This is a genomic window from Rhodococcus sp. MEB032 (genome assembly GCF_030208925.1).
In the GTDB taxonomy this organism is placed as follows: Bacteria; Actinomycetota; Actinomycetes; order Mycobacteriales; family Mycobacteriaceae; genus Rhodococcus_F; species Rhodococcus_F qingshengii.
Genome location: NZ_JARVSY010000031.1, coordinates 81,998 through 105,793, shown reverse-complemented (window position 1 = coordinate 105,793; position 23,796 = coordinate 81,998). Strand labels below are relative to the sequence as shown.

24 protein-coding genes are annotated in these 23,796 nt (G+C 62.4%); 10 read left to right on the top strand and 14 right to left on the bottom strand.

The features are described from left to right. The first annotated feature begins 67 nt into the window (after positions 1-67). Together QRN54_RS27065 and QRN54_RS27060 are read left to right on the top strand one after the other, a co-directional pair. The gene (locus QRN54_RS27065; protein WP_285183459.1) at positions 68-976 is read left to right on the top strand and encodes a TIGR04222 domain-containing membrane protein; all 909 of its coding nucleotides are present in this window, start codon (positions 68-70) and stop codon (positions 974-976) included. Next, on the top strand, positions 973-1,881 hold the full coding sequence (locus QRN54_RS27060) for a TIGR04222 domain-containing membrane protein (protein WP_285183458.1): 909 nt from the start codon (positions 973-975) through the stop codon (positions 1,879-1,881). Before QRN54_RS27065 ends, QRN54_RS27060 begins: the two co-directional genes overlap by 4 nt. On the opposite strand, the gene QRN54_RS27055 is transcribed toward QRN54_RS27060, so the two are convergent. From QRN54_RS27055 to pdhA, 5 genes are read right to left on the bottom strand one after another with little or no spacing between them, the layout of a single operon-like run. Further along, entirely contained in the window at positions 1,810-2,916 is a 1,107-nt protein-coding gene (locus tag QRN54_RS27055) for a Glu/Leu/Phe/Val dehydrogenase dimerization domain-containing protein (protein ID WP_285183457.1), read from the bottom strand. The two genes, QRN54_RS27060 and QRN54_RS27055, sit on opposite strands and share 72 nt — an antisense overlap. A 24-nt stretch (positions 2,917-2,940) precedes the next feature. Beyond that, entirely contained in the window at positions 2,941-4,335 is a 1,395-nt protein-coding gene (lpdA, locus tag QRN54_RS27050; protein ID WP_231917425.1) for a dihydrolipoyl dehydrogenase, read from the bottom strand. Next, positions 4,335-5,558 (bottom strand): dihydrolipoamide acetyltransferase family protein, encoded by a 1,224-nt coding sequence (locus tag QRN54_RS27045; RefSeq protein WP_285183456.1) that lies wholly within the window; start codon positions 5,556-5,558, stop codon positions 4,335-4,337. Before QRN54_RS27045 ends, lpdA begins: the two co-directional genes overlap by 1 nt. Beyond that, positions 5,555-6,559 carry an alpha-ketoacid dehydrogenase subunit beta gene (locus QRN54_RS27040; RefSeq protein ID WP_285183455.1) on the bottom strand — a complete coding sequence of 335 codons (1,005 nt, stop codon included), beginning with the start codon at positions 6,557-6,559 and terminating at the stop codon, positions 5,555-5,557. The genes QRN54_RS27045 and QRN54_RS27040 overlap by 4 nt, the downstream gene beginning before the upstream one ends. A gap of 2 nt (positions 6,560-6,561) precedes the next feature. Continuing rightward, positions 6,562-7,689 (bottom strand): pyruvate dehydrogenase (acetyl-transferring) E1 component subunit alpha, encoded by a 1,128-nt coding sequence (gene pdhA / locus QRN54_RS27035; RefSeq protein WP_285183454.1) that lies wholly within the window; start codon positions 7,687-7,689, stop codon positions 6,562-6,564. Positions 7,690-7,843: 154 nt separating this feature from the next. Here pdhA and QRN54_RS27030 point away from each other — a divergent pair, with 154 nt between their 5' ends. The 3 genes from QRN54_RS27030 to QRN54_RS27020 are packed head-to-tail and all read left to right on the top strand — an operon-like array spanning position 7,844 to position 9,508. Beyond that, positions 7,844-8,314: an Lrp/AsnC family transcriptional regulator gene (locus QRN54_RS27030; protein WP_020971454.1), complete on the top strand. Its 471-nt coding sequence runs from the start codon at positions 7,844-7,846 to the stop codon at positions 8,312-8,314. Positions 8,315-8,360: 46 nt separating this feature from the next. Then, entirely contained in the window at positions 8,361-9,185 is an 825-nt protein-coding gene (locus QRN54_RS27025) for an MbnB/TglH/ChrH family RiPP precursor modification enzyme (protein WP_285183453.1), read from the top strand. Then, entirely contained in the window at positions 9,182-9,508 is a 327-nt protein-coding gene (locus tag QRN54_RS27020; protein ID WP_007729071.1) for an SCO6045 C-terminal-like domain-containing protein, read from the top strand. Before QRN54_RS27025 ends, QRN54_RS27020 begins: the two co-directional genes overlap by 4 nt. Here the strand turns inward: QRN54_RS27020 and QRN54_RS27015 are convergent. The 8 genes from QRN54_RS27015 to QRN54_RS26980 form a co-directional block, all read right to left on the bottom strand. After that, the gene (locus QRN54_RS27015) at positions 9,497-10,291 is read right to left on the bottom strand and encodes a family 1 encapsulin nanocompartment shell protein (RefSeq protein WP_003942478.1); all 795 of its coding nucleotides are present in this window, start codon (positions 10,289-10,291) and stop codon (positions 9,497-9,499) included. The two genes, QRN54_RS27020 and QRN54_RS27015, sit on opposite strands and share 12 nt — an antisense overlap. Next, positions 10,288-11,346 carry a Dyp-type peroxidase gene (locus QRN54_RS27010; RefSeq protein WP_158170531.1) on the bottom strand — a complete coding sequence of 353 codons (1,059 nt, stop codon included), beginning with the start codon at positions 11,344-11,346 and terminating at the stop codon, positions 10,288-10,290. Before QRN54_RS27010 ends, QRN54_RS27015 begins: the two co-directional genes overlap by 4 nt. 68 nt (positions 11,347-11,414) lie before the next feature. After that, positions 11,415-12,371, bottom strand: a complete 957-nt coding sequence (locus QRN54_RS27005; protein ID WP_007729077.1) for an SMP-30/gluconolactonase/LRE family protein — start codon at positions 12,369-12,371, stop codon at positions 11,415-11,417. Positions 12,372-12,404: 33 nt separating this feature from the next. Further along, complete coding sequence (locus QRN54_RS27000; RefSeq protein ID WP_285183452.1) at positions 12,405-13,361, bottom strand: alpha/beta fold hydrolase; 957 nt, start codon at positions 13,359-13,361, stop codon at positions 12,405-12,407. 1 nt (position 13,362) lies between these two features. Continuing rightward, positions 13,363-13,737 (bottom strand): nuclear transport factor 2 family protein, encoded by a 375-nt coding sequence (locus QRN54_RS26995; RefSeq protein WP_003942502.1) that lies wholly within the window; start codon positions 13,735-13,737, stop codon positions 13,363-13,365. Between the two features lie 65 nt (positions 13,738-13,802). Continuing rightward, the gene (locus tag QRN54_RS26990; protein ID WP_007729081.1) at positions 13,803-14,483 is read right to left on the bottom strand and encodes a hypothetical protein; all 681 of its coding nucleotides are present in this window, start codon (positions 14,481-14,483) and stop codon (positions 13,803-13,805) included. A gap of 54 nt (positions 14,484-14,537) precedes the next feature. Further along, on the bottom strand, positions 14,538-15,968 hold the full coding sequence (locus tag QRN54_RS26985; protein WP_285183451.1) for an APC family permease: 1,431 nt from the start codon (positions 15,966-15,968) through the stop codon (positions 14,538-14,540). Between the two features lie 98 nt (positions 15,969-16,066). Continuing rightward, complete coding sequence (locus tag QRN54_RS26980; protein ID WP_021332595.1) at positions 16,067-16,789, bottom strand: FadR/GntR family transcriptional regulator; 723 nt, start codon at positions 16,787-16,789, stop codon at positions 16,067-16,069. A 186-nt stretch (positions 16,790-16,975) separates the two neighbouring features. Here QRN54_RS26980 and QRN54_RS26975 point away from each other — a divergent pair, with 186 nt between their 5' ends. From QRN54_RS26975 to QRN54_RS26955, 5 genes are read left to right on the top strand one after another with little or no spacing between them, the layout of a single operon-like run. Beyond that, positions 16,976-17,782: a gamma-glutamyl-gamma-aminobutyrate hydrolase family protein gene (locus tag QRN54_RS26975; RefSeq protein WP_233405620.1), complete on the top strand. Its 807-nt coding sequence runs from the start codon at positions 16,976-16,978 to the stop codon at positions 17,780-17,782. Further along, on the top strand, positions 17,766-18,539 hold the full coding sequence (locus QRN54_RS26970; protein WP_021332597.1) for an SDR family NAD(P)-dependent oxidoreductase: 774 nt from the start codon (positions 17,766-17,768) through the stop codon (positions 18,537-18,539). The genes QRN54_RS26975 and QRN54_RS26970 overlap by 17 nt, the downstream gene beginning before the upstream one ends. Further along, the gene (locus QRN54_RS26965; protein WP_054827740.1) at positions 18,536-19,912 is read left to right on the top strand and encodes a glutamine synthetase family protein; all 1,377 of its coding nucleotides are present in this window, start codon (positions 18,536-18,538) and stop codon (positions 19,910-19,912) included. Before QRN54_RS26970 ends, QRN54_RS26965 begins: the two co-directional genes overlap by 4 nt. A 31-nt stretch (positions 19,913-19,943) precedes the next feature. After that, positions 19,944-21,407, top strand: a complete 1,464-nt coding sequence (locus tag QRN54_RS26960; protein WP_058227435.1) for an aldehyde dehydrogenase family protein — start codon at positions 19,944-19,946, stop codon at positions 21,405-21,407. 18 nt (positions 21,408-21,425) lie between these two features. Next, on the top strand, positions 21,426-21,944 hold the full coding sequence (locus QRN54_RS26955) for a hypothetical protein (protein ID WP_007729094.1): 519 nt from the start codon (positions 21,426-21,428) through the stop codon (positions 21,942-21,944). Between the two features lie 67 nt (positions 21,945-22,011). Here the strand turns inward: QRN54_RS26955 and QRN54_RS26950 are convergent, their stop codons facing one another. Continuing rightward, the gene (locus tag QRN54_RS26950) at positions 22,012-23,517 is read right to left on the bottom strand and encodes an MFS transporter (protein WP_030537475.1); all 1,506 of its coding nucleotides are present in this window, start codon (positions 23,515-23,517) and stop codon (positions 22,012-22,014) included. Positions 23,518-23,796 lie beyond the last annotated feature (279 nt).

The window sequence follows — 23,796 nt, the reverse complement described above, 5'->3', positions numbered from 1 at the left end:
TACTGACATCAGTTGTCGGACAAAGAGACTGGACTTGTCTCAGGAGTTCATCGAGAGGTGGTGTGCGATGCATGATCATACGGATACATGGGGGATCCCCAGCCAGACTTTCCTTCAGTGGTACCTGGTGGCGGCTGCCGTCGCGATCGGACTCTCGCTGTACAGCCGAATGACTGCGCGCCGGTCACCGGTGGTCGTCGACGCTGTCCGTCGGCCGCTCACTCCTCCCGAGATCGGTGCCTTGACCAGTGACTACCAAGCGGTGCTGGCGTCGATGGCTATTCTGCGCAGCGCCGAGCTGATCAGCACCGAAGGCAAGACCAAGCTGGCACTCACTGCGGAGGACAAGAATCGTCTCGACTGGTTCACCCGTACGGTGCACAAGCGGCTCGGCAACGGAAAGGTCCCGCTGCGGCAGGTGCGTCTGATGGGACGGCTGAACGTCGCACTCGCACAACTACGTACGACGTTGATCGACGAGGGATATTTGCAACGCCAGCAGGACGGTCTGACCACTGCCCTTCGGACCGTTCCGATCGTGGCGGTCATTGCTCTCGGCGTAGTCCGTCTCGTCGCCGGAATCGCCGGCGGTAAGCCGGTCGGGTTCCTGCTCCTCACCATCATCGTTCTCGCTCTGATGATTCCACTTCTTCGCATCAAGCGTCGTCGGACAGCTTTGGGAGACAGCGAGCTTCGACGACTCAAGCACGAAAACTCGTACCTCTCTCCGAAACTGCGGCCCGCGTACACGAGCTACGGTCCCTCGCTCGCCGGGCTCTCGGCGGCGCTCTTCGGTGCGGGCGCTCTGGTTCTGATCGATCCGGCGCTGGCGGGAGCGGTAGCTGCGGGCGCCGCGTACAGCCCGGGTGGCGGAAGTTCGAGCTACTACAGTTGTGGCTCCTCATCCGGATCATCCGGTTCGGACGGCGGTGGCGGCAGTGGGAGCAGTTGCGGCGGCGGGGGGTGTGGGGGATGAGCACGCATGCAGCCGACACCTGGGGGATCCCCAGCGAGGATTTCCTCTACGGCTACATAGCCGTTTCGGCCACGCTCATGGTTCTCACTCTGGGGTGGCGTCTGATGATCCAGGCACGCCGGCACGGGTACTCAACCGAGCACGGGTATTCCGCCGAGCAACTGACGCCTCCGGAAGTCGGAATGCTCACCGGCGAGTCACGCGCCATCGCAGCATCATTGGCAATCCTGCGTAGCGCTGACCTGATCACCACCGACGGCGCTGTCCTGCGCCCGTTGGGCCCTGGCGACGAGACCCTGGACTGGTACACCCTCACCGTGTACCAGCGCCTGGCCCAGCAGGCTCTACCCCATCGTCGGCGGCAACTCGCCGAGCGTATGACGGTGGAAACAGCTCGCCTACGAAACTCTTTGGCGGACCGGGGATACCTGACCTCCGACAGCGCCAGGCGTTCAATCTTTCTCTCCACAGTTCCGCTGAAGATCCTGGTGGCCGTGGGTATCGTCCGCATTGCTTTCGGACTGCACAACGACAAGCCCGTCGAGTTTCTGATTCTCGCCGTACTCGTCACCGGGTTCAGTATCCCGCTGCTCGGGCTCAACTTCGATCGAACCACCTCTGGCAAGGCGGCACGTTCGGAACTGACCACGGCACACGCCTACCTGTCCCCGCGCAACAAGCCTGCCTTCTCCGCCTACGGACCGCGTTTGGCGGGAATGTCCGCTGCTCTCTTCGCCGGTTCGGCGATGCTGATGATCAATCCCGCCTTGGCCTCCGCCGCCGGAATCGGTGCCGACGGCAGCGGAAGTAGCGGGGGTTCGGACGGTGGCGGTTCAGGCGGGGGAGGCAGCAGCTGCAGCGGGGGCGGCGGATGTGGCGGCGGCGGCGGTGGATGCGGGGGATAGCCGCGCCCGGGCGAGCATAAGCGCTGCGGCCTCGGTAGTGATGCCACGTTCCTCGCTCAACGAGTACACCTCGTCCAAGGTTCGACCGATCCCGCGGGTTCGTTCGACGACGTAGTCTTCGTTCCACCCCAGGACTTCTCGCCCCACGAGGTGAAAGGCTCCGCCTGCGTTCGCGACGAAATCAGGGGCACAGAGAACCCCGCGGTCTCGCAGAACCTCACCGGCAGCGGCATCGGTCAAGATGTTGTTTGCTGCGCCCGCCACGGCCAGAGTCGGAATCGACGCAGCCGCAGCGAAATCGATGATGCCTCCCATCGCGCAGGGGGCAAAGAGGTCACACGGTGTTCGGAGGACCTCGCCGGCAGGAACGACCGTGTGCCCCGCGAGAGAAGCCGCCTCGAGGCGCTGCGGGTCCGTATCGGCAACCAGCAGACGTGCGCCAGCCTGCGCTGCGAGACGGACGACGTCGCCGCCGACGGCGCCGAGCCCCTGTACCAGTACCGTTCGGCCGTCGAGTGTTCCGAGTCCTCGGCGACGCGCCGTGGCCTTCATCGCTTCGAACACACCCAGAGCGGTGGCGTGCGCGCTGGAACCGGCGCCACCGTTGCCGACCGAACGCCCGAAGACGTATTTGGTGGTGCGGCTGAGCTGATCCATGTCGGAAGAGTTGGTGTTGACGTCAGGACCAGTCCAGTAGTTTCCTTCGAGCTTGTCGATGTTCTCGGCGTGGATGCCGAGGATACGAGACCAGGTTGCGGCGTCGATCTGATTGCGCGGTGCTGGCAGTGCGATCACCGACTTCCCGCCACCCATCGGCAGGTCGGAGACAGCCATCTTCAAAGTCATTGCACCGGCCAGCTTCCCGGCGTCCGCCAGAGCGTGGCCGATCGAGGGATAGTGAGCGGCCCGCGTGCCACCCGACGCCGGTCCCAGACGGGTGGAGTCGATTCGAATCACGAAAGTCGTGCCGGTCTCCCGATCATGGCGTGTGACGGTCAGTTCACCGTCCCAGCGCAGTTCGTCGTCGATACTCATTGAATCTCCTTTTCTGTCTCCGGGTCAGTTGTGGGCGTGCAGTGGTGTTCCCGCGAGTGCGAGCATGGCCTCGCCCAACGCTTCGTTCTGACTGGGGTGCGCGTGGATGAAACGCCCCACTTCATCGGGAAGTGCTTCCCAGGCAACGGCCAACTGCGCCTCACCGATCAGTTCGCCGACGCGGTCTCCCACCAGGTGAACTCCGACAACAGGGCCTTTCGTTCCGCTTCGAATCACTTTGATTCCACCGGTAGTTCGCAGGATCTGACTCTTGCCGTTACCTGCCAGGTCGTAGATGACGGTGGAGACGTCGGTGTGCTGCGTGCGCGCCGCCTCTTCGTCGAGTCCGACCGATGCAACTTCGGGATGTGAGTACGTCACGCGAGAAATCAGATGTTCGGCGACCGGTATCGGATCCTTGCCGGCAATCTGTTCGGCCACAAAGATTCCCTGCTGGAAGCCTCGGTGCGCCAATGCAAGACCGGGCACGATGTCACCGACCGCGTACACACCGTCCACGGACGCGCGAAGGCGTTCGTCGGTGACGACAAACCCCTTGTCGAGGTTGATTCCGTTTTCTGCGAAACCGCTACCGTCCGTGCGGGGTCCGCGGCCGACGGCGACCAACAGTAGGTCGGTGTCGAATATCGTTCCGTCGCCCAGTTGGACGCGGACCGAATCGGCTGCTTCTTTCGCGGAAACCATCTTCGTACCTGTCTTGCACACGATTCCGCGTTTACGATAGGCCCGTTCGAGCTGCTTCGACGACCACGGGTCCTCGGCGGCGATCAGTCGGGGGAGTGCCTCGACGATCGTTACTTCGGCGCCGAACGAGCGCCAGAGGCTTGCGAACTCGACGCCGATGACACCGCCACCGAGTACCGTTGCGCTGGTGGGCACCCGGTCGAGTTCGAGTGCCTGGTCGCTGGTGACGATCCGTCGGCCGAGTTCGATGCCGGGGAGTTCCCGCGGATACGAGCCGGTGGCCAGAACGAGTGATGTTCCGGTGTAGCGGGTTCCGTCGACGTCGATGCTTCGCCCACCGACATACGTCCCGTATCCGTTGACGATGGTGATCTTGTGTTGCGCCAACAAGCCTTGCAGACCGCTGTACAGCCGCTCGACTGTCCCGTTCTTGTAGTCGTGCACCTGCGCGACGTCGATGCCGGCAAAAGATGCCCGGACACCGAATTGCTCACTGGTGCGTGCCGAATCGGCCACCTCGGCGGAATGCAGCAGTGCCTTGGTCGGGATGCATCCGCGGTGCAGGCACGTTCCGCCGACCTTGTCCGCTTCGATCAGCGTGACCGACAATCCGAGTTGGGCGGCGCGGATGGCGCAGGCATAGCCGCCCGATCCTCCACCGAGGATCACGACGTCGCTGTGGGGTTCTGCAGTTGTCATCGGAGCCTTGGTCATCAGAGCCTTCCCAGGACGCGGATCGGGTTCTCGATGTAGTCACCGAACAGCCTCAGGAATCCGCCGGCTTCGCCCCCGTCACAGACGCGGTGGTCGAAGCTCAACGAGATCTGAGTGACCTTACGAACGGTCAACTCGCCGTTCACGACCCACGGCTTGTCGATGATGCGTCCGATCCCCAGAATTGCCGCCTCGGGGTGATTGATGATCGGAGCCGATCCGTCGACCCCGAATACCCCGTAGTTGTTGAGCGTGAACGTGCCGCCGGTCAGGCGGGCGGGTTCGAGCTTGCCGTCGCGGGCAAGGTCGGTGGTCACCCGAAGTGCTTGTGCGAGTTCGACGGTGCTCAGGGCGTCCGCATTTCGAATGACCGGTACCATCAATCCCTTCGGTGTCTGCGCTGCGATCCCCAGGTGGGTGCGGGCGTGTCGGACGATCTCGCCTCGAGCAGCATCGACCGACGAGTTCAGTTCGGGGTACTGCGCCAACGCAGCGATCGTCAGCCGAGCCAGGAGCGCCATCAGGCTGATCTTGTCGGAATCGGGCAGTGACTTGTTGATCTCGGCTCGCGCCGCCAAGAGTTCGGTGGCGTCGACGTCAACCCAGGTTGTTGCGTCCGGGATCTCACGGCGGCTGGTGGACAGCTTGTCGGCAACCACCTTGCGTAGTCCCTTGATCGGGATCCGCTGGTCGGCCGCGTGTGACGTTTCCAATTCCGTGCCGGTGTTCGACCCGGCCTCGACGTCGGCGCGCGTGATGACTCCGCCGGCGCCCGAACCGGAAATCGTGGTTAGGTCGATACTGTTGTCAGAGGCCAGTTTACGAACGATCGGCGAGATCACGCGTACCGACGGAGCCGCTCTGCGGCGGCGCAGAGGTGCATCCTCGCTGGTGCCGTAGCCGATCAGGACGTTGCCCGAACCGGCGCGTTCCTCTTCGCGGTAGCGCTCGTGGTTGGCCGAAACGACCGCGTCGACACTCTCGCCACCACTCACAGTGATCAGCGGTGTGCCCACCTTCAGGGTGTCTCCGTCTTTGCCGTGGAGTTCGATCACGGTTCCGGCGAACGGGATGGGCACATCCACAGCAGCTTTCGCGGTCTCGACCTCGACGACGATCTGATCGATGGTGACCACGTCGCCGACCTTGACGTGCCACTCCGCGATGTCGGCCTCGGCCAGACCTTCACCCAGATCGGGGAGCATGAATACCTGATTGCTCATGCCGTCACCGCCCAACGGGTGTCCGGGGCGTCGTTCCACTGCAGACGGTCGACGGCGTCCAGGACCCGGTCGATGCTGGGCAGGTGGTGACGCTCGAGCTTGGGAGCGGGGTAGGGGATGTCGAAGCCGCTGACCCGGAGCACCGGGGCATGGAGATGGTGGAAACACCGTTCCTGCACGCGGGCAGCAATTTCTGCACCCACACCGGCAAAACCCTGCGCTTCCTGGATGACGATGCAGCGTCCGGTCTTTCGCACCGATGCGGTGACCGTCTCGTCGTCGAACGGCACTATCGAGCGGATGTCGATCACCTCGACGTCCCGGCCCTCGGCTGCAGCGGCCTCGGCGGACCTCAGTGCAACGTCCACGGACGGACCGTAGGCGATGAGCGTCGCGTCACGACCGGGGCGACGGACGACGGCGCGACCGATCGGCTCACGTGCGGTCAGTTCGACATCTGCTCGCGCGAAGTACAGCTTCTTGGGCTCGAGGAAGATCACGGGGTCGGGGTCCTCGATTGCCGAACGTAGCAGCGAGTACGCATCTTCCACCGTGGACGGCGCCACAACCTTCAGTCCGGGTGTGTGCGCGTAGTAGCCCTCACTGGAATCACAGTGATGCTCCACCCCGCCGATACCGCCGGCAAAAGGAACACGAATGACTATCGGAATCGACAGCGCGCCCTTGGTGCGGTTGCGGATCTTCGCCACATGGGAGGCGATCTGCTCGAACGCCGGATAGGCAAACGCGTCGAACTGCATTTCCACGACCGGACGAAAACCGGCCATGGCCATGCCGATTGCGAATCCGATGATGCCGGACTCGGCGAGGGGGGTGTCGAAGCATCGGTCGTCGCCGAAGTCGCGGGTGAGGCCGTCGGTGACGCGGAAGACGCCGCCGAGGGTGCCGACGTCCTCACCGAAGACGACAACGTTGTCGTCCGCGGCCAGAGAGTCGCGTAGCGCGGTGTTGAGGGCCTGAGCCATCGTGAGCATGGGCATGGTCAGTGTCCCCCTGTGTCAGCGGCTTCGGCGGCAAGTTCGGTTTCGAGTTGGGCGTGTTGCTCTCGCAATTGCGGTGTCTGCTCGGCGAAGACGTACCGGAACAGATCGAGCGGATCGTGCGGGCGGTCGACGTTCATGCCGGCGCGCAGTGTGGCGGCCGCGGTTTCTGCCTCTGCAGTCAGCGATTCCACGAACGCGTCGTCGATCAGATCGTGTGCGCGCAGATACTTTTCGAGACGCGGCAACGGATCTCGCCCGAGCCAGGCTTCCACCTCGGCGCTGTCGCGGTAGCGGGTGGCGTCGTCGGCATTGGTGTGTGCGTCGATGCGATAAGTGTGTGCCTCGACGATCACCGGTCCGTTTCCGCTGCGGACGAAGCGTGCCGCCTCGTCCATGACGGCCAGCATCGCAACGGGATCGTTGCCGTCGACCTGCTCGCTGCCGATCCCGTAGCCGACGCCCTTGTGCGCCAACGTCGGTGCTGCGCTTTGGCGCGACAGTGGCACGCTGATCGCAAATCCGTTGTTCTGCACCAGAAAGATCACCGGCGCCTTGAAGACGGCGGCGAAGTTCAGCGCCTCGTGGAAATCGCCCTCACTGGTGGCGCCGTCACCACAGAGCGCCAAGGCGACGGTGTTCAAGCCCCGTCGAGACTCCCCGTAGGCCACCCCCGCTGCATGCAGCAATTGCGTTGCCAGCGGGGTGCACTGCGGCGCACTGCGCAGTGCGACCGGGTCGTATCCGCAGTGCCAGTCGCCGGCGAGCATGCTCAGAATCTGCACCGGATCGACACCCCGGGCGGCCAACGCCATCGAATCCCGGTAGGTGGGGAAGAGCCAGTCACTCGGCTCCAGACTCATCGCTGCCGCGATCTGACATGCCTCCTGCCCTCGCGAGGACGGATACACGGCCAGGCGCCCCTGTTTGGTCAGCGCCGTAGCCTGCTGGTCGAAACGCCTGCCCAGGAACATCTTTCGATACATCGCGATCAGGCGATCGTCGCTCGGTTTTGCGTAGCGCGCCTCGCTGCGCGTCAGTTCTCCCGCAGGGTCGAGGTACTGCACCGCAGAATCGGCCGGCAGGAACTTCTGATACCGCAGTTCCCCCAAGGGCTCGACAAGTGTCACTTCTACCTCCAGAAGACGTTGTGTCCATCAGTATTCGCACTTCGGCGACGTAATGGCAGCAAGCGTCGAGGATTCAAGACAAACGGCCTATCATGAGGATTCGGGCAGCAATATGTCCATCAACCGACTCGACTACCGAACCAGGAATGGACAGATGGCCACCGAACCGCACGCTCTCGATGCGATCGACCGTCGCATCATCGCCGAGCTGGTCGCAGACAGTCGCATCTCCATGCGTGCACTGGCCGAGAAGGCGCACATATCCCGCGCTCACGCCTACGTCCGCATCGAAAGGCTCGAGGACGCCGGAATCATCACCGGATTCACGACGCGGATCGCCCACGAGAAGGCCGGACTCGGCTCCTCGGCATACGTGGCACTCTCGATCAGGCAGCACTCGTGGCGAGGTCTGGCGGCGTCCTTGAAGGCCCTGCCGTTTGTCGAGCACTTCTCCCTCCTCGGGGGCGACTTCGACGTTCTGGTGCTGGTTCGAGCCCCGGACAACCAGGAACTACGCCACACCGTTCTCGAAGAACTCCAGGGACTCGACGGGGTTCTCTCGACCAAAACGTGGCTGATCTTCGAAGAAGGCAACGGTCCGGGACCCAACTGGTTGCCCGGCTGATCCGTCTATAGTCGCCGTTAGCAGTTGCACACGGGAGGTGACTCGAATGACCCTGTACGGCCTGGGAATCGGTTGGCGCCCCGAGGTCTCCGGAATCATCGCGCAACTCGACGGCCTGGCATTCTGCGAAGTCATTGCCGAATCCATCGGAAACGAGATACCGCCGCACCTCGGCTCGCTGGGAGTTCCGGTGATTCCGCACGGAATCTCGCTCTCACTTGGCGGGGCCGAGGCGGTAGATCAGGCACGGATCGATCACCTTGCGCATGCAGCTCAGCTACTGGGCGCTCCCTTGGCGAGCGAGCACATCGCATTCGTGCGTGCAGGCGGCATCGAGGCCGGGCACCTGCTCCCACTGCCACGCACCCACGAAGCGATCGATGTCTTGGTACGCAACATCACCCGCACTCAGGACGGTCTACCGGTGCCGTTTGCCGTCGAAAACGTTGCCGCCCTTTTCGACTGGCCGGACGACGAGTTGACCGAAGGGGAGTTTCTCGCGGAGATCGTCGACCGCACCGGGGCTCTGCTGGTTCTCGACATCGCGAACGTCTATGCCAATGCCCTCAATCGCGGGCGTGATCCCTGGGCCGAGCTGAGCCGGCTACCACTCGAGCGAATCGCATACTGCCACATCGCCGGTGGCAGCATCAGCGACGGCAAATACCACGACACGCACACCGATCCGGTACCCGAAGCCGTGCTGGAACTCCTTGCGCAGTTCACCGCCGCCGGTCACCATCCTGCCATCATGCTCGAGCGCGACGGAAACTATCCGCCGGCACTGGAATTGCTCGACGAGCTCGATGCCATCGCCGACGCAGCTGGTCTGGATCGCATCACCGCGGGCACCGATTGGTCACGCACATGAGCACGCTCGGTGAGCGTCAAGAGGCGCTGATTCGCGCACTGGTGGCGGGTGGCGAACTGCCCGAAGGCTTCGACAAAGACGAAGCCGCCGTTGTCTCGGCGGCGCTGCTCCGAAAGCGCGCAGGAGAAGTGGCGCACCACCTTCCGGTCGTGCGCCACACTCTCGGCGATCGTTATCTTCAGTTGTTCACAGCGTGGGCGGACGGACGACCGAAGTCGTCTTCGCATGCGGATGCCCAGGCCTTTGTCGCCCATCTCCAGGACATCGGCGAACTGCCTCGCCCACCCTGGTATCAGAGGTTTCGAAAGGTCTCACGCAAGTGAGACAACAGCTTCGCTGGTGTACATGAGGAACGTCATCGATTCCTGGAAGTACAGCTCGACGGAGTTCGCATCGTGCGAGAGATAGCCGATGGACAGGTCCTGGCCGAGGTGCAATTCGTAGTCACCGCCACGCGTCGACAGCAGGAAAGCGCCGTCGATGGCCGGGGCCCAGATGATCTCGCCGTCGAGGACGCGTCGCAGGTGCTCGCGGATGGGGTAGCCGTGATCGGAGGTCTCGTTGATCGCGGTGAACGCATCTGCATTCAAGAGCAGTGAGTACGGTCCGTTGACACCGGCCAAGCGCAGCGACGTGATCGCCTGGCTGATGGCTTCCGGGTAGTCCTTGGCGTCGATGGGTAGCTTCAGTTCCGGGTTGGAACCGCTGGCCCGCACGCCGGTGATGCTGGCTGCGGGGTATCCCTCGAAGATGGCGCGGTCCTCGGCGAACGCGATCTGCTTGGCCGCGTCCTTGACGGGCTGCCAGTCGGAGTCCTTGGCGCCGCGTTCGACGTCGTCGATGGCCTGACGGCTGACGGTGAAAGGGACCCGCAGTTCGATGATCGGCTGGGACTGACGAGCATGTGCGATGACGCCGTCGGCCAAGGGATTGATCGGCACCTGATGCCCGAGTGGGATGGCCGCGAGATCGTCACCCGACGGTCCCTCCACATCCACGACACGACGACCGGCGACGTGACGCTTGAAGGTACGGCTCGCCTCTTCTTCGATCTCGGCCCAGGCTGCTGCCGAAATGGGTGCTAGGTCGCGGTGCAGGTTTGTCATTGCTGGGCACTCCTTTTGAGGCTGCCGATTCCGAGAGAACCGTCAGAGATGGGCGCTGTGAACGTCGCTTCGGGAACGAGCCTGGTCGGCAAGTCCGGGGGATCGTCGAGAAAGTCCGCCGTCGGAACGAAGAAATTGATTCCGGTGACGGCGGTGGAGAAATCGAGAATGCGGTCGTAATTGCCGACGGGATTCCCGATGAACATGTTGGTGAGCATCTGCTCGGTGACCGTAGGCGACGCCGAGTAACCGATGAAATAGGTACCCATCTCAGCGGAGCCGACGTGGCCGAACGGCATGTTGTCCCGCAGAATCTGGATCTGCTCACCGGATTCGTCTTCGATGACGGTGAGTGCGGTGTGGGAGTTGGCCGGCTTGGTGTCGTCGTCCATCTCGAGATCTTCGAGCTTGGAGCGTCCGATGACGTTCTCCTGCTCCTCGACGGGCAGGGAGTTCCACTCCGACATGTTGTGGAGGTACTTCTGGACGATGACGTAACTGCTGCCTGCGAAATCCGGATCCTCGTCACCGACGGTGACCGCGACGTAAGCGGCCTGCCCGGACGGGTTCTCGGTACCGTCGACAAAACCCATGAGGTCGCGTTGCTCGAAATACTTGAACCCGTGGACTTCGTCGATCACCGACGCGGCCCCGGCCAACCTGTTGGTCACGACCGTGGCGAACTCGAAGCACAGGTCCATCTGACGGGCCCGGATGTGAAACAACAGATCGCCCGGCGTGCGCGGGGCGTGGTGTTTGTCACCGGTCAACTCGACGAACGGATGCAATTCCGCCGGCCGTGGACCGTCGAAAAGTCGATCCCACGCATCCGAACCGATGCCGACGACGGCAGCCAAGCCACCGGCGGGAACCCGGAATCCGATCGAGCGTTGCAGCCCGGAAATATCCGCCAGAACGTCGTGAACTGCCTGCTCACCACCCTCGTCGATGGTGAAAACCAGGAAGATCGCAGCTTCCGTGAGCGGGGTCAGCAACGGCTGCGGTATCGCGGGAAGGGCCACTTCGGCCTCGTCGATCTCACTCGTTTCCGCCATGCAGACCAGTATGGACGATTCCGGCAGTCCCGGCATCAGTAGTGGGTAAGTCGCGTCAGGGTGTCGCGTCAGGGTGTTGCGGCCTGGGCGCCCGCGTCGAAGCCGGCCGGAATCTCGAAGATCTTTCCGTCGAACCCGGCGCGGTAGAGATGCCCGGCCGCGAAACCGGAATTGCCACGCCCGTAGGTCAACACACTCGACGCTTGCAGTCCGCTGGTGAGCGAGCAGTACTGGCCGGGTCCGTCGATCCGCCACACCTCACCACTGATGTCCGTGGGAACAATTGCGCGATCTCGCGAGTCCAAGGTCAAACCATCTGGGGCAGAGAAGGTTTCGAAACCACCGAGATCGACCAACGACTCCGAATATCCCGGATTGTCCACGGAGATGCGGCTGACACCCGGGTTTGCGAACGTGCGCGAAACGTAGAGCCAGCGATTATCGGCGCTCAGGGCAGCGCCGTTTGCACTCGGGAAGGTTGCCCACGCCGGGTCGACGGAACCATTCGGGCTGACCTTTCCGATCAGCGAACCGAAATCGTTGGTGGCGTAGATCGTCCCGTCGTGCGCGACGGCAAGGCCGTTTGCAGCGCTCAGACCACCGGCTATCGGCGTCACGGCGCCCGAGTTCACGTCCACCCGCGCGACCGACGCAGCACGCGTCAGATCGCCGATCAGCACGCCGGCGTTTGCTCCGGTACCCACCAGCAGTGAACCGTCCGGGCTCCACGCGAGTGCGCCCGCACCGCCGGGAACCGTCGCGATCGGAACTGCGGCCTGACCAGGCCCGTCGACGCGGAAGATCCGCCCACTCACCAGGTCGGTCGTATACAGGCGCCCTTGCCCGTCCACCGTGACACCCTCGAGGGCCGCACCCGGAATCTGGGCGCTGAGTATGGCGGGTGACGATCCAGGGCAAGGCGGAGCGGCGGCGGCACCGGACACGCCCAGAGCCAGAAGCGAACCGGCAACAAGAGCACCGGTGATACCTACCCGAATACCGCGATCGAAGATCCTGGTGCGCATCTGCGCAACGCTAGACCTTCGGCCCGATTTCGCCTAGAGCGACCGAAGGAAAGAGATCAAAAGTTCATTGACCTCGGCAGCGTGTTCTTGTTGTACGAAGTGCCCCGCACCGCCGAGGAGATGTACACCCCGCAGGTCGGGGACAGTGTCCTTCATTCGGTCCAGTGCCTTGGGACCGCTCATCGCGATGACCGGGTCTTCCGCGCCCGCAACGAAGAGCGTCGGGACCTCGACGTGCGCGCCGTCCAGATCCGCGCTGCGTTCCCAATTGGCGTCATACGCTCGGTACCAGTTCAAGCCACCGGTGAAACCTGTTGCAGTAAAGGCCTTTACATAGACATCCAAATCATCCTCGGTGAGCCACGACCACGGCAACGCCGGCGCCTCGGGAAGTACGTCGAGATAGCCGTTTCCTTCGGAGGGGTTCTTCCACACATCGAGGTACCGGTAAGCCCCGGACAAGGCGTGGAAGAGCCGCTGAAGGAATTCACGTGGACGGGCGTCGAGTTCGCGCTCCGCGACACCCGGTTCCTGAAAATAGTGAATGTGCAGAAAGTGCTTGCGCGCCAAGGCGGCGTAGATGGCCGAGGGCTTGGCCGGGAATCTGTCCGGCGCATAGGGAACCGCCAAGGAGACCAGTCCCGCAACGCGATCGGGGTGACGAAGCGCTGTCGTCCACGCAACCGGAGCGCCGAAATCGTGTCCGACGAACACCGCTTTGTCGATTCCGAGAGCGTCGAGTAGGTCGATCAGCCGGTTCGCGACGGCGTCGTTGGTGTAGTCCTCGATCGCGTCGGGGCGGGTAGTGCCGCCGTAACCGGGCATGTCGAGTGCAATCGACCGAAAACCCGCTTCCGCCAACGCTGCCGACTGATGGCGATAGCTGTATCCGAGGCCGGGAAAGCCGTGGCACATGACCACAGCTGTCCCGGAACCGGAATCGTCGATCTGCCAACGGAATCCGTCGACGTCGATCGTCTTGACCGTCATGTCAGGCGGTGATCATGTCTTCCTGGTTCCAGAATGCGCGCATCGACAGGATCTTTCCGTCGTCGTCGAAGGTCATGACGTCGATGGGTGCGATGGTCAGGGTCTGCTCGCCGAGCTTGGTGATCAGCGAGAAGTGGAATGCCGCTTCGTTTCCGGCGATGCGGAGGGTCTGAAGGTGAGCTTCCTGGTCGAAATTCTCGATCACGGAGTAGAACTCGAGAATGGACTCGCGGGTGGTGCGCACGTCGGTACCAACCGGGTCTTCGACCGTTGCACCCTCTGCGTACAGGGCCACAACCTGGGCAGCAGTGCCCGTCGCAACGGTCTCGATGTAGGCGTCGACGGTCTTGCGGATTACCTCTGCGGACGGTGCCATGGTCTACCCCTCGTAGTTAGAACAGGTTCTAATTCTGAGGATAACCTACGACTCTGTTCCACGGGTCAGCTTTCGAGCACCTTGCGCAGGCGAGCCTTCTTCCGGTTCTCCCGCACGATCCAGACGACATCGGTGTCGTCCGACGCCCCCAGGGAGACGAATGCCGGCAGGGCATTCTCCGGATCCGCCGCAACCGCGACACTCCAGCAGTATCCAAGCGCCTGCCGGAGAGTCCGTGTGTCGGCCTCGCGACGAGAATCAGCTGGTTGCGAGACGATCCACTCGGTAGCGTCTCGGCACACCTGAACGGCCAGCGCAGCGTTGGTCTTGTCCTTCAGCAACCGTGGCTCGCAGATCCCCGCAGCCGCTGCGCGCAGCGTCAATGGATGGGCGGACCGTGACCACTGCTCGATGATCGCCCGCAATAATTGCGGATCCGTGTCACCTATCGCCTGAACGGCCATCGCGGCAGCTTCACGTGCGCGCCACGACGCACTGGTGGTCGCCTCCGTCAAGCTGCGGAGAACGGATCGCTCGTGCGAGCGAACGAAGATGAATCCGAGCCCGACGATCCCACAGCAGCGGATGTATTCGTCCTCGGACTCCGCTGCCAGCAGGATGTCGTCGTCATCGGCGCCGCGCGCGAACTCGAGCATGAGCCCAAGGTTCGCGCGCGGGCCGGGCAGTCCTGAACGCTCCGTCAGGTAACTCCACAGTTCATCGCCGTCCAGATCCGCGAACGTCATGGGAGTCCTGCTTTCTCGAGTGCGGGTGCACCCATCATTTCACCGAAAGCCCTCTCACGACGGGAGTTCGAAGCTCACTTGCTTCCGTCGTCGCGCATAGAGGAATCCACCGACAAACGCGAGCACCAGCACCCCGGTCATCACCACGGCCAGAATGTTGCCGCCCAGTAGGAGCGGAAGGTTTCCGGCAATGGCGATCGCGAATCCGATCAGCCCGACAAGGCCCAAGCTCGGGGCAAGTTTGGTGTGCCAGAATCGCTGATCGACCTTCGTACGATGAAAGAAGACGAGCACCGCAAGGCACGTGAGCAACATGAGAGCCACGATCCCCACCGTTGCAACGCCGGCGAACCACGCGAAGATCTGTGTCACCGGATCCAGACCGATGACGATGCAAGCTCCGAGAAGTACCAAAGCACAGCAGGATTGCACCACTGACGCGATGTGCGGCGAACCATGCACGCGGTGCGTCCGCCCACCTGCGCCCGGCAGAACGCCGGTGTTCGACAGAACGAAGATGTATCTGGCCAAGACATTGTGGAGAGACAGAACTGCGGCAAAGAGACTGGACACCAACAGAATTTGAATCAGGTGGGCTGTCACCGTTCCGGCAAAGTCGGTGGCAGTGGTGATCAGCATGCCGTCGGGGTCAGTACCCGCAATGTCCACTGCACCCTTGTCGCCCCAGGCTGTCACAACCGCCCAACTGGAGAGAGCGTAGAAGCCGCCGATGAGGATCAAGGCGGCGTATGTCGCTCGCGGGATAGTCCGCGCGGGATCCTTCGCTTCGTCACGGAAGATCGCCGTCGACTCGAACCCGATGTAACCGGCAAGCGCGAATACCAATGCGACGCCGGGGGATCCGGAGAATATTTCCGACGGAGAGAACATTGCTGTCGACGGGCCTTCCGGACCACCGTCGGCGATGATGAAAGCGTCGAGTACGACTACGATCCCGACCTCTGCGACCAACAGGATGCCGAGCACCTTGCCCGACAATTCGATATGACGAAATCCGAGGACGGCTACCAGAGCCAACGAGGCGAGCGAGAAGATCCACCACGGCACCTCCGGACCACCGTAGGAGGTGATCAACGAACTCATTGCCGGGCCGAGGTAGCCGTATACGGCCAATTGCACTGTGCTGTAACTGACGAGGGCCAACATCGCACTGCCGACGCCGGCACCACGGCCGAGACCATGTCCGATGTAGAGATAGAACGCTCCGGTTCCCGGGATGTAACGCGACATCGCGGTGAACCCGACGGCGAAGAGCAGAAGTACACCGGTTGTCACGGCGAAGGTCATGGGGAAGCCCGCACCGTTGCCACCGGAAATACCCAGCGGCACAAGACCACTGATCACAGTCAGGGGAGCAGCTGCGGCAACGACCATGAGGACTATCGAGCCGGTACCCAGCGAGCCTCGAAGAGTTCGGTCATCGCCGGATGCATCACGTGAAGCATTGACGGAAGTATGGGTCATACGGGCGATGTTAGAACCATTGAAGTCGATTCGGGACCCAATTCACAAAACTTTTACTTGCGAAAAACGGGACGAACCGTCCGTTCGTCGCGCTCCCGTCAGCCTTCTTCCTGCAGCGCCAAGCGTTTGAGCTCGTCTTTTGCGTGCAGAATGTGACGTTCCATTGCCTCCGCCGCGCGAGCGCTGTCGCCCCGCTTGATCGCCTCGAAGATTTCCTTGTGCTCCACCCTCGAAGCCTCGACCTGGTCTTCGAACACGAGATGATCGACGGGGACGAACATTTCGCCGCGAGCCTCGACCACAGCGGCCTCCAACCTGCTGTTTCCCGCCGCTCTGGCGATACCGCCGTGGAACCTGGCGTCACAAGCCCGGAACGATCCCCGACTTCCGGAAACCCCCAATTGCTCAATGGATTCGAGCAACTCGAGAAGATGACGATCGGTTCGCCGGACCGCCGCGAGGCTTGCCGTGCGCATTTCCAACCCGATACGGAGGTCGACGATCTCGTCGATGTCTGCTTCTCGCGCTTTCAACTGGCCAACCCAGTCTTCATAAGGCCTGGTCAACTCCGAAACGAACGATCCGCCCGTGGCTCCTCGCCGCACCTCGATGTATCCCATCGCCTGAAGGATTCGGACCGCTTCTCGCACACTGACTCGACCGACTTCGAGTTGCTGAGACAGTTCACGCTCGGACGGCAGGCGATCACCGGGGCTGAGCGCGCCGCTGTGAATGAGCAGTCGCAAGCGTCGAGCGATATCCTCCCCCAACGTCGGTGCACTGACCATGAATTCGATGGCCGGCAGCTTGTCGATCTGCACGTCTCGTACCCCCTACTCGGTGCCTGGACCGACACTTACGCTTCGTCTTGACCTACGAAATCGAACGCTCCCATTCGCAACTGTCCTTGAATAGATACAGCAGCGCGCGGCACTTCGAACCCGTTACCCCAACTTTACAAGCCAAACTCTAGCGAAAAGCCATTCAATGGTTCTATGCTCGCTCCTATGACCCAATTCACGATGACGGCGGAGGCACTCCCCGCCATGCCCCTGATCGGAGTCACCGGCCGCGTCGACCGCGGCGGGCCGTCACTACCCAACGTCGTCGGCGACGCGTTGATGGAAATGTTCTTCACCGATTTTCCGTCGAAGATCCGCGCTGCCGGTGGTCAACCGATCCTGCTGAGCATCCACAGTGATCCGCGCCGAATCGTCGAGCATCTCGATGCCCTCGTCCTCAGCGGTGGTTCCGACGTGGACCCCAGGCGATACGGCCGCACCCCCGGACCAAACTCCTCGATGATCGACCCCGCTCGGGACGAATTCGAGTTCGCCCTGGTCGATGCAGCCTGGGAAATCGGACTGCCGATCCTGGGTGTATGTCGAGGACACCAGGTCGTCAACGTCGCCCGCGGGGGCACTCTGATTGCCGACCTTCCGACCGACGCCGGTGAGGCACACAGCTTCTTCGGTTATCCGCGTTCGTACCGACCGCAACAGGTCGCTCTGGAATCCGGTTCCGTCCCACACAGTCTGTACGGCAACAGCATTCACGTGAACAGCCTTCACCACCAAGCCGTGGACACCCCGGGGAGCGGGCTTCGGATCGTCGGACGCGCGCTCGACGGCGTCGCCGAAGCCATCCAGGCCGCCGATCGCCCCGTGGTGGGCGTGCAGTGGCACCCCGAATTCTTCGTCGAAATCGACCCGCTCTTCTCGTGGCTCGTCGACGCTGCAACCTCCCGTCGGACCAATTCTTCTCACCAGATCGATCATCACAGAATGGAAGACAACAATGTCACGTACGCATGAGAACAAGGTTGCCCTGATCACCGGTGCAGGCTCCGGAATCGGCCGCGGCATCGCGCTGCGCCTCGCCTCCGACGGTGCCCGCGTCGCGGTCGTGGACCTTCACATCGAAAGTGCAAAGGAGACCGTCGCACTTATCGAATCGCAGTACGGCACACCCGCGCTCGCCCTTGAGGCCGATGTGCGCGACCGCGCCGCCGTGAGCGCCGCTTTCGAAGCCACCGTCGCCGAATGGGGACGCTTCGACTACCTCGTCAACAACGCCGGCCTGATCACGATGAGTTCTCTCGAGAACCTCACCGACGAAGAGTGGGACCTCGTCCTCGACGTCAATCTCAAGGGCATGTTCATCGTCACGCAGATCGCCACCCCGTACTTCCGCGACGGCAACAGCGGCGCTGTGGTGAACTTGTCGACGGTGGAAGCGGACGTGGTCGTGTCCTCCCAGGGCTTCGCACAGGTCCACTACAACGCGTCGAAGGGTGGAGTGAAGATGCTGACGAAGGCTCTGGCCGTCGAACTCTCGCGGTACAACGTACGAGTCAACGCGATCGCCCCCGGGCCGGTCCCCACCGCCTTCCTGCCTGGCATCGACGTCTCCTCCGGCGAAGTTCTCGACTTCATGAAGTCCAGGCTCCTGGTGCCGCGCGTCGGCCGCCCCGAGGACATGGGTGCTGCAGTCTCCTTCCTGCTCTCCGACGACGCCTCCTACATCAGTGGAGTCCAGCTGCCCGTCGACGGCGGATGGCTTGCCCGATGAAAGGCCGGCTCACCACGGCCGAGCTCGCCGAGTCCGACATCGACACCGTCCTCATCGCCGGTATCGACCTCTACGGACGGTTGATCGGCAAACGAGTCCCGACGCGAATTTTCCTCGCGAACATCGACGAGGGTCTGCATGTGTGCACCTGTGTGTATGCCTGGGATGCCAGCCAACGCATGGACAAACTCGTTGTCGACTACGCCGGCGGACACACCGGCTGGCATGACTTCCGCCTGCAACCTGACCTGGGAACACTGCGACGCGCGTCGTGGCTCGAGTCCACTGCCATCGTCATCGCTGACTCGGTCGACGAACATACCGGCGAGATGGTCCCGATCGCACCGCGCACGATCCTGCGCAAACAGATCGACAAGCTCGAAGCTGACGGCCACACCGTCTATGCGGCAACGGAACTCGAGTTTCACCTCTACCGAGGTGCCCCCGACGCATTGCGGCGCAGCGGCTATCGGGATCTCGAACCCACCACCCTGGTGCCCTCGGATTACACCATCACCGCCGGCAACGCGATGGAACCTTTCTTCCGCAAGGTACGAACCGCGTTGGAGGAGAGCGCGATTCCCGTGGAGGTCTCTCAGGTCGAATACGGCCTGGGCCAGTGGGAGATCAACCTCGAATACGGAACCGCCCTCGAGATGGCCGACCGCCATGTGCTATTCAAGCAGGTCGTCCACGACGTCGCTGCGGCAGAAGGGCTCACTGCTACCTTCATGGCACGTCCGAGCACCGACGGCATGGGCTCGTCGTGTCATATTCACGCGTCCATGCGGAGCGACGACACCTTCCCATTCCACGACGAAACCGCAGAAAACACCGCGAGCGCCGAGCTGCTGCACGCCGTCGGCGGAGTTCTCGAGCACTGCCCGGAACTCATGCTGTTCTACACGCCGACCATCAACTCGATGCGCCGCACCAGAGCCAGCCACGATTTCTCGGGGAACGGCTTGACCTGGGGTTTCGACAACAGGACTACCACCTGCCGACTCATCACCGGTGCACCGTCCGCCAACCGTCTCGAAATGAGACTGCCAGGGGCGGACGCAAATCCGTATCTCGCACTCGCCGCCGTTCTGGCGTCGATGAACGACGGTCTGACACGAAAGCTCGATCCCGGCGCACCGGTACGACGCGACGGGTACAGCGACACAGACACACTCGAGAAGGTGAAGCAACAACCGCTGCCCGGCACACTGGACGAAGCGGCGCGTGCGCTCGAGGCCAGTGAGTTCGCACTCGCGGCGTTCGGCGCCGAGGTCGTATCGCACTATGCGGCGGTCGCCAAGGACGAATGGGATTCCTTCATGTCCGCGGTCACCGACTGGGAACGCGAACGCTACCTCGACAACATCTGACCTACAAACGATTTCGCCACGAAGGACAGTCATGACCACTTCATGCTCACTCGTGCCCCAGAACAACACGATCGACGGAAACGTCGAAACACCGGCTATCGACCTCGGCGAATTTCTCACCGATCCCGACACCGGAGAGAAACTGCAAGCCCAACTCTCGTCCTCCACCGAACAGGTGGAGAGGGCGATCACCGCCGCGACAGAACTTCACCGATCGGGTGTCTGGACCCGTCGATCGGTCGCCGACCGGGTGCGCCTACTCGAGAGAACGGCTGAACTTGTCGAAGAACGGACTGCGGCGATCGCTCGTGAGGACTCCAAGAACAACGGCCTTCCGCTTTCGATCAGCACACTTTTCGCCGGCGGACTTCCCGATCTGTTCCGCAGTGCTGCAACGCATCTGAAGAACTCCTCCGGGTTCGAGCAGCTGGCGTCAGGTGCACAATTACATCGGCTGGCGTGGGGCCCGACCGCTGTGATCGCACCGTGGAACGCACCGAGCTTCATCACCGCCAAGAAGACCGCATTCGCTTTGGCCGCAGGTGCTCCGGTCATCGCCAAGCCCTCCAACTGGGCTCCGTCAGGACCCAACGTGCTTGCCGAGGCGATCTCACGTGCCATCGCCGAAGTCGACGCGCCGAAAGCTCTGTTTCAACTCGTTCACGGAGGCGGGGACGTCGGGCATCTACTGGCCTCCGATCGACGAATCCGAGCACTGGCGTTCACCGGCGGCCGAGCGGCCGGTAGTTCCATCGCCACTGCAGCTTCTACCGATTTCAAGGCTCTTCAACTCGAGCTCGGCAGCAACAACCCCGTAATCATCCGCGCCGACGCCGACATCGATCTGACTGCCACCGCACTCGTCGACGGGTTCACCAAACTTAACGGGCAATGGTGTGAGAGTCCGGGAAGCGTCTTCGTGCCGCCGCACCTTCACGACCGGCTTGTCGACGCAATACTCGACCGCACGGCCGAAATCGCACTCGGCCGAACCGATGACGCCAACACCACGATGGGTCCGCAGGCGAACGAGCCTCAACTCCAACGGATGCGGGATACCGTCGAGTTCCTCCGTGGCGTGGGCGGCACGGCCGTCTCGAGCACCCCCGTGCCTGACGATTCCGGATGGTTCTTCCCACCGACAGTGGTGCACGGAATCTCGTCGGAGCAGACCAAATCGGAGACCTTCGGGCCGATCCTGACGGTGCACCGAGCATCAACCGACGAGGAAGCTCTGCTCGAGGCCAACGCTCTCGATACCGGCCTGGCCGGATACGTGTTCGGCGCCGACGTCGACGCCGCTCGTGAACTTGCGACCCGAATCGATTGCGGTGAGAACAAGATCAACAGCACCAGCCTCCTGGACCTAGACGACCACTCGACCCAGAGTTTCTGGGGCGGAAGCGGTATCGGCGCACACGGCGACGCAGAGCTTCTCGACTTCTTCCGGGGATCGAGAATCATCGGGGTCGATGCGCCCGGACTTCCTCTCTAGGCGGAGGAGGTCGAGGAAATGGGTGAAGCGGCTCGGGTGGGCACCGATACGAGTCGGGTGGGCACCATGGTGGTCGAATGCCACGATACCGCGGCGGTTCTCGCACGTATTTCGTCGCTGGGGTGGAAGCTCGGCGTCGAGGTCGTCAGCCTGTCTACGTGGGTGTCCGTGACATCGCCGGGAGTCACCGGAATGTCGATCGCGTACCGTTGCCCGGCAACGATCTCCGACGCCATGTTGATCAAGCGTCTCAACAAGATCATCGGGATAGTTCGCATCAAGACGGACCACGGCCCGTTCGTTCCGGTGACACCGCAGGTCGGCCTACACGTCACCGCGACTTTCCAACGCGTCGATCCGGTGGCGCTGGTGGCGTACCGGCACGGCGCAACTGTGTGCAGTCAGGCGAACAATGTTCTGTCGGTACAACTCACCACCACCCGATCGATCGCGGACACATTCGTATCTGATCTGGCACAGGTCGCAGAGCGTCCGCTGCGGGGTGAGATCTCGCTGCAGGAGATTCATCTTGCATGACGTCGAAGTGCCACCACGGCGATGTGCGGCTACGGACGTTGGCCAGTAGCCGCACATCATCGTGTGATCAGTGAGCAGGGAGGAGGGACGTCTCCTGCTGCACACCGTCTTCTGCGCCGATCTGGACGATGTTTCGCGGCAGGAACACGGCTGCGATCGCGCCGAGAACTGCTGCAGCAGCACCGATCAGGAACGCGATACGCATGCCCTCGTCGGTGTAGAACACAGCGCCCTCCATCGCCATCGCGATGTGCGAGTTCAAGACCGTGAAGGCGATGACGGGAAGCACAGCGGGGAAGATGCTCTGGAAGACCGCAACCATGCTCGCCGTGGTTGCCTGCAACTGCGGCGGCACTGCCTCGATGAGCAGGTTCGGGATGGAGGCGTAGCCCATACCCATACCGACACCGAAGATTCCGGCAAAGATGATGAGCAGAGGCTTGTTGTCGTGAATGGTGGCCGTCAACGTGAATCCGACTGCCATGAGTATCATTCCGATGATCATCAGCAGACGGGGCCGGATGTTGCGCCCCACGAGGAAGCCCACGATCAAACCACCGACCACCACCATGCCGCCAAGGGGCGCCTGGAAGATCGCGAATCCCTCTGCCGTCACGCCGAATCCGTATCCCAGGCCGAGAACTGCGGGGGTCATCACCATCATCGGCAGCAAAATCGTGAAGACTCCCGATGCGCCGTAGCAGAAACCGGCACCGACGGCGGTGAGCATCACCGAACGCTTGCCGAAGTAGCGCAGGTCGATCAAGGGCTCGCGGATGGCTCGGGCAGAGGCAACCCAAGCCACCAACAGTGCGACGCCGCCGATCAGGTAGGCCAGTGTCGAACCGTTCTTCCAGCCCCAGGTCGGTCCGAAGCTGACGCCGATCAGAATTCCGGCGATGCCCGATCCGAGCAGTACCGCGCCGATCAGGTCCAGCGAAGAGCGAAGTCGGACAGTCGATTCCGCCGTCGAAGCGAAGATCATGCCGCCGAGGAGAACCAGCCCGACGACAAAGAACCAGAAGATGCTCCGGAACCCGTGGTTGTCGATCAACCAACCGGAGACGAACGGCGCCGGAATCGCGATCAGACCCATACCGGAAGTCGCGATACTGACCGCCAGCGCAACAGTTTTCGGCGGGAAGACATCTCGAATGAGGGAGTAGCTCAGGAAGAGGCAGGGAACGAGCAGACCCGTCAATGACCGGCCCAGAATCAGGACGGCATAGCTCGGCGCAACCGCCGAAATGAAGGATCCGACCGCTGCGCCGGCGACCGCCAAGAGCAGGACTTTTCGCTTGCCGTACATGTCGGCGAGCTTTCCGAGCAGAGGAGACGCGACCGCCCCCAGCAGCAAGAACGACGTGAGCAGCCAAGCTCCCTGCGTCGTTTGATAATGCGCCGAGATGGCCGGCAGCGCAGTGGAAATCATCATGTAGCTCACCGCGAGCATCTCGAGAAGTAGAACGATCGACGCCAGAGAGAACACCAGTCGCGGAGTCCAACGCTCCGGTATCGATGTCGGTTCGGGCGCACTAGGAGACGAACCGGAGCTGTGGACGTGAGACGCCATGGCTGGAAGATCCTTTCGGGACACCTACAAATTCGATTGACCCCCTGTCGAATACCGCCGACGGGGGCCTTGCGGGGAAGTGCAGTGGAACGACAGCTACCGCTCTCGGCAACGTGTTACGTGCATCACAGCCCTCACATCGAACACGCGCTACCAAATGTTCCGTGGAGCGGGACATTCAGGACAACGACTGATTGGCGTCACAAACTCGAACCTGGCCTTGGATTATGAGCAACGGCAACGATTTTCGGTTCGAACTTGAACGTGGAGCCATTCCCA

Bases quoted from the DNA above. Each gene is read 5' to 3' on its own strand.
- QRN54_RS26960 (WP_058227435.1), top strand. From the start codon at position 19,944: ATGACCACTTCATGCTCACTCGTGCCCCAGAACAACACGATCGACGGA.
- QRN54_RS27000 (WP_285183452.1), bottom strand. From the start codon at position 13,361: ATGACGGTCAAGACGATCGACGTCGACGGATTCCGTTGGCAGATCGAC.
- QRN54_RS27015 (WP_003942478.1), bottom strand. From the start codon at position 10,291: ATGACAAACCTGCACCGCGACCTAGCACCCATTTCGGCAGCAGCCTGG.
- QRN54_RS26955 (WP_007729094.1), top strand. From the start codon at position 21,426: ATGGGTGAAGCGGCTCGGGTGGGCACCGATACGAGTCGGGTGGGCACC.
- QRN54_RS26995 (WP_003942502.1), bottom strand. From the start codon at position 13,737: ATGGCACCGTCCGCAGAGGTAATCCGCAAGACCGTCGACGCCTACATC.
- QRN54_RS27010 (WP_158170531.1), bottom strand. From the start codon at position 11,346: ATGGCGGAAACGAGTGAGATCGACGAGGCCGAAGTGGCCCTTCCCGCG.
- QRN54_RS27055 (WP_285183457.1), bottom strand. From the start codon at position 2,916: ATGAGTATCGACGACGAACTGCGCTGGGACGGTGAACTGACCGTCACA.
- QRN54_RS27025 (WP_285183453.1), top strand. From the start codon at position 8,361: ATGACCCTGTACGGCCTGGGAATCGGTTGGCGCCCCGAGGTCTCCGGA.
- QRN54_RS27045 (WP_285183456.1), bottom strand. From the start codon at position 5,558: ATGAGCAATCAGGTATTCATGCTCCCCGATCTGGGTGAAGGTCTGGCC.
- QRN54_RS26975 (WP_233405620.1), top strand. From the start codon at position 16,976: ATGACCCAATTCACGATGACGGCGGAGGCACTCCCCGCCATGCCCCTG.
- QRN54_RS26970 (WP_021332597.1), top strand. From the start codon at position 17,766: ATGTCACGTACGCATGAGAACAAGGTTGCCCTGATCACCGGTGCAGGC.
- QRN54_RS26965 (WP_054827740.1), top strand. From the start codon at position 18,536: ATGAAAGGCCGGCTCACCACGGCCGAGCTCGCCGAGTCCGACATCGAC.
- QRN54_RS27005 (WP_007729077.1), bottom strand. From the start codon at position 12,371: ATGCGCACCAGGATCTTCGATCGCGGTATTCGGGTAGGTATCACCGGT.
- QRN54_RS26985 (WP_285183451.1), bottom strand. From the start codon at position 15,968: ATGACCCATACTTCCGTCAATGCTTCACGTGATGCATCCGGCGATGAC.
- QRN54_RS26990 (WP_007729081.1), bottom strand. From the start codon at position 14,483: ATGACGTTCGCGGATCTGGACGGCGATGAACTGTGGAGTTACCTGACG.
- lpdA (WP_231917425.1), bottom strand. From the start codon at position 4,335: ATGACCAAGGCTCCGATGACAACTGCAGAACCCCACAGCGACGTCGTG.
- QRN54_RS27065 (WP_285183459.1), top strand. From the start codon at position 68: ATGCATGATCATACGGATACATGGGGGATCCCCAGCCAGACTTTCCTT.
- QRN54_RS27030 (WP_020971454.1), top strand. From the start codon at position 7,844: ATGGCCACCGAACCGCACGCTCTCGATGCGATCGACCGTCGCATCATC.
- QRN54_RS27020 (WP_007729071.1), top strand. From the start codon at position 9,182: ATGAGCACGCTCGGTGAGCGTCAAGAGGCGCTGATTCGCGCACTGGTG.
- QRN54_RS27060 (WP_285183458.1), top strand. From the start codon at position 973: ATGAGCACGCATGCAGCCGACACCTGGGGGATCCCCAGCGAGGATTTC.
- QRN54_RS26950 (WP_030537475.1), bottom strand. From the start codon at position 23,517: ATGGCGTCTCACGTCCACAGCTCCGGTTCGTCTCCTAGTGCGCCCGAA.
- QRN54_RS27040 (WP_285183455.1), bottom strand. From the start codon at position 6,559: ATGCCCATGCTCACGATGGCTCAGGCCCTCAACACCGCGCTACGCGAC.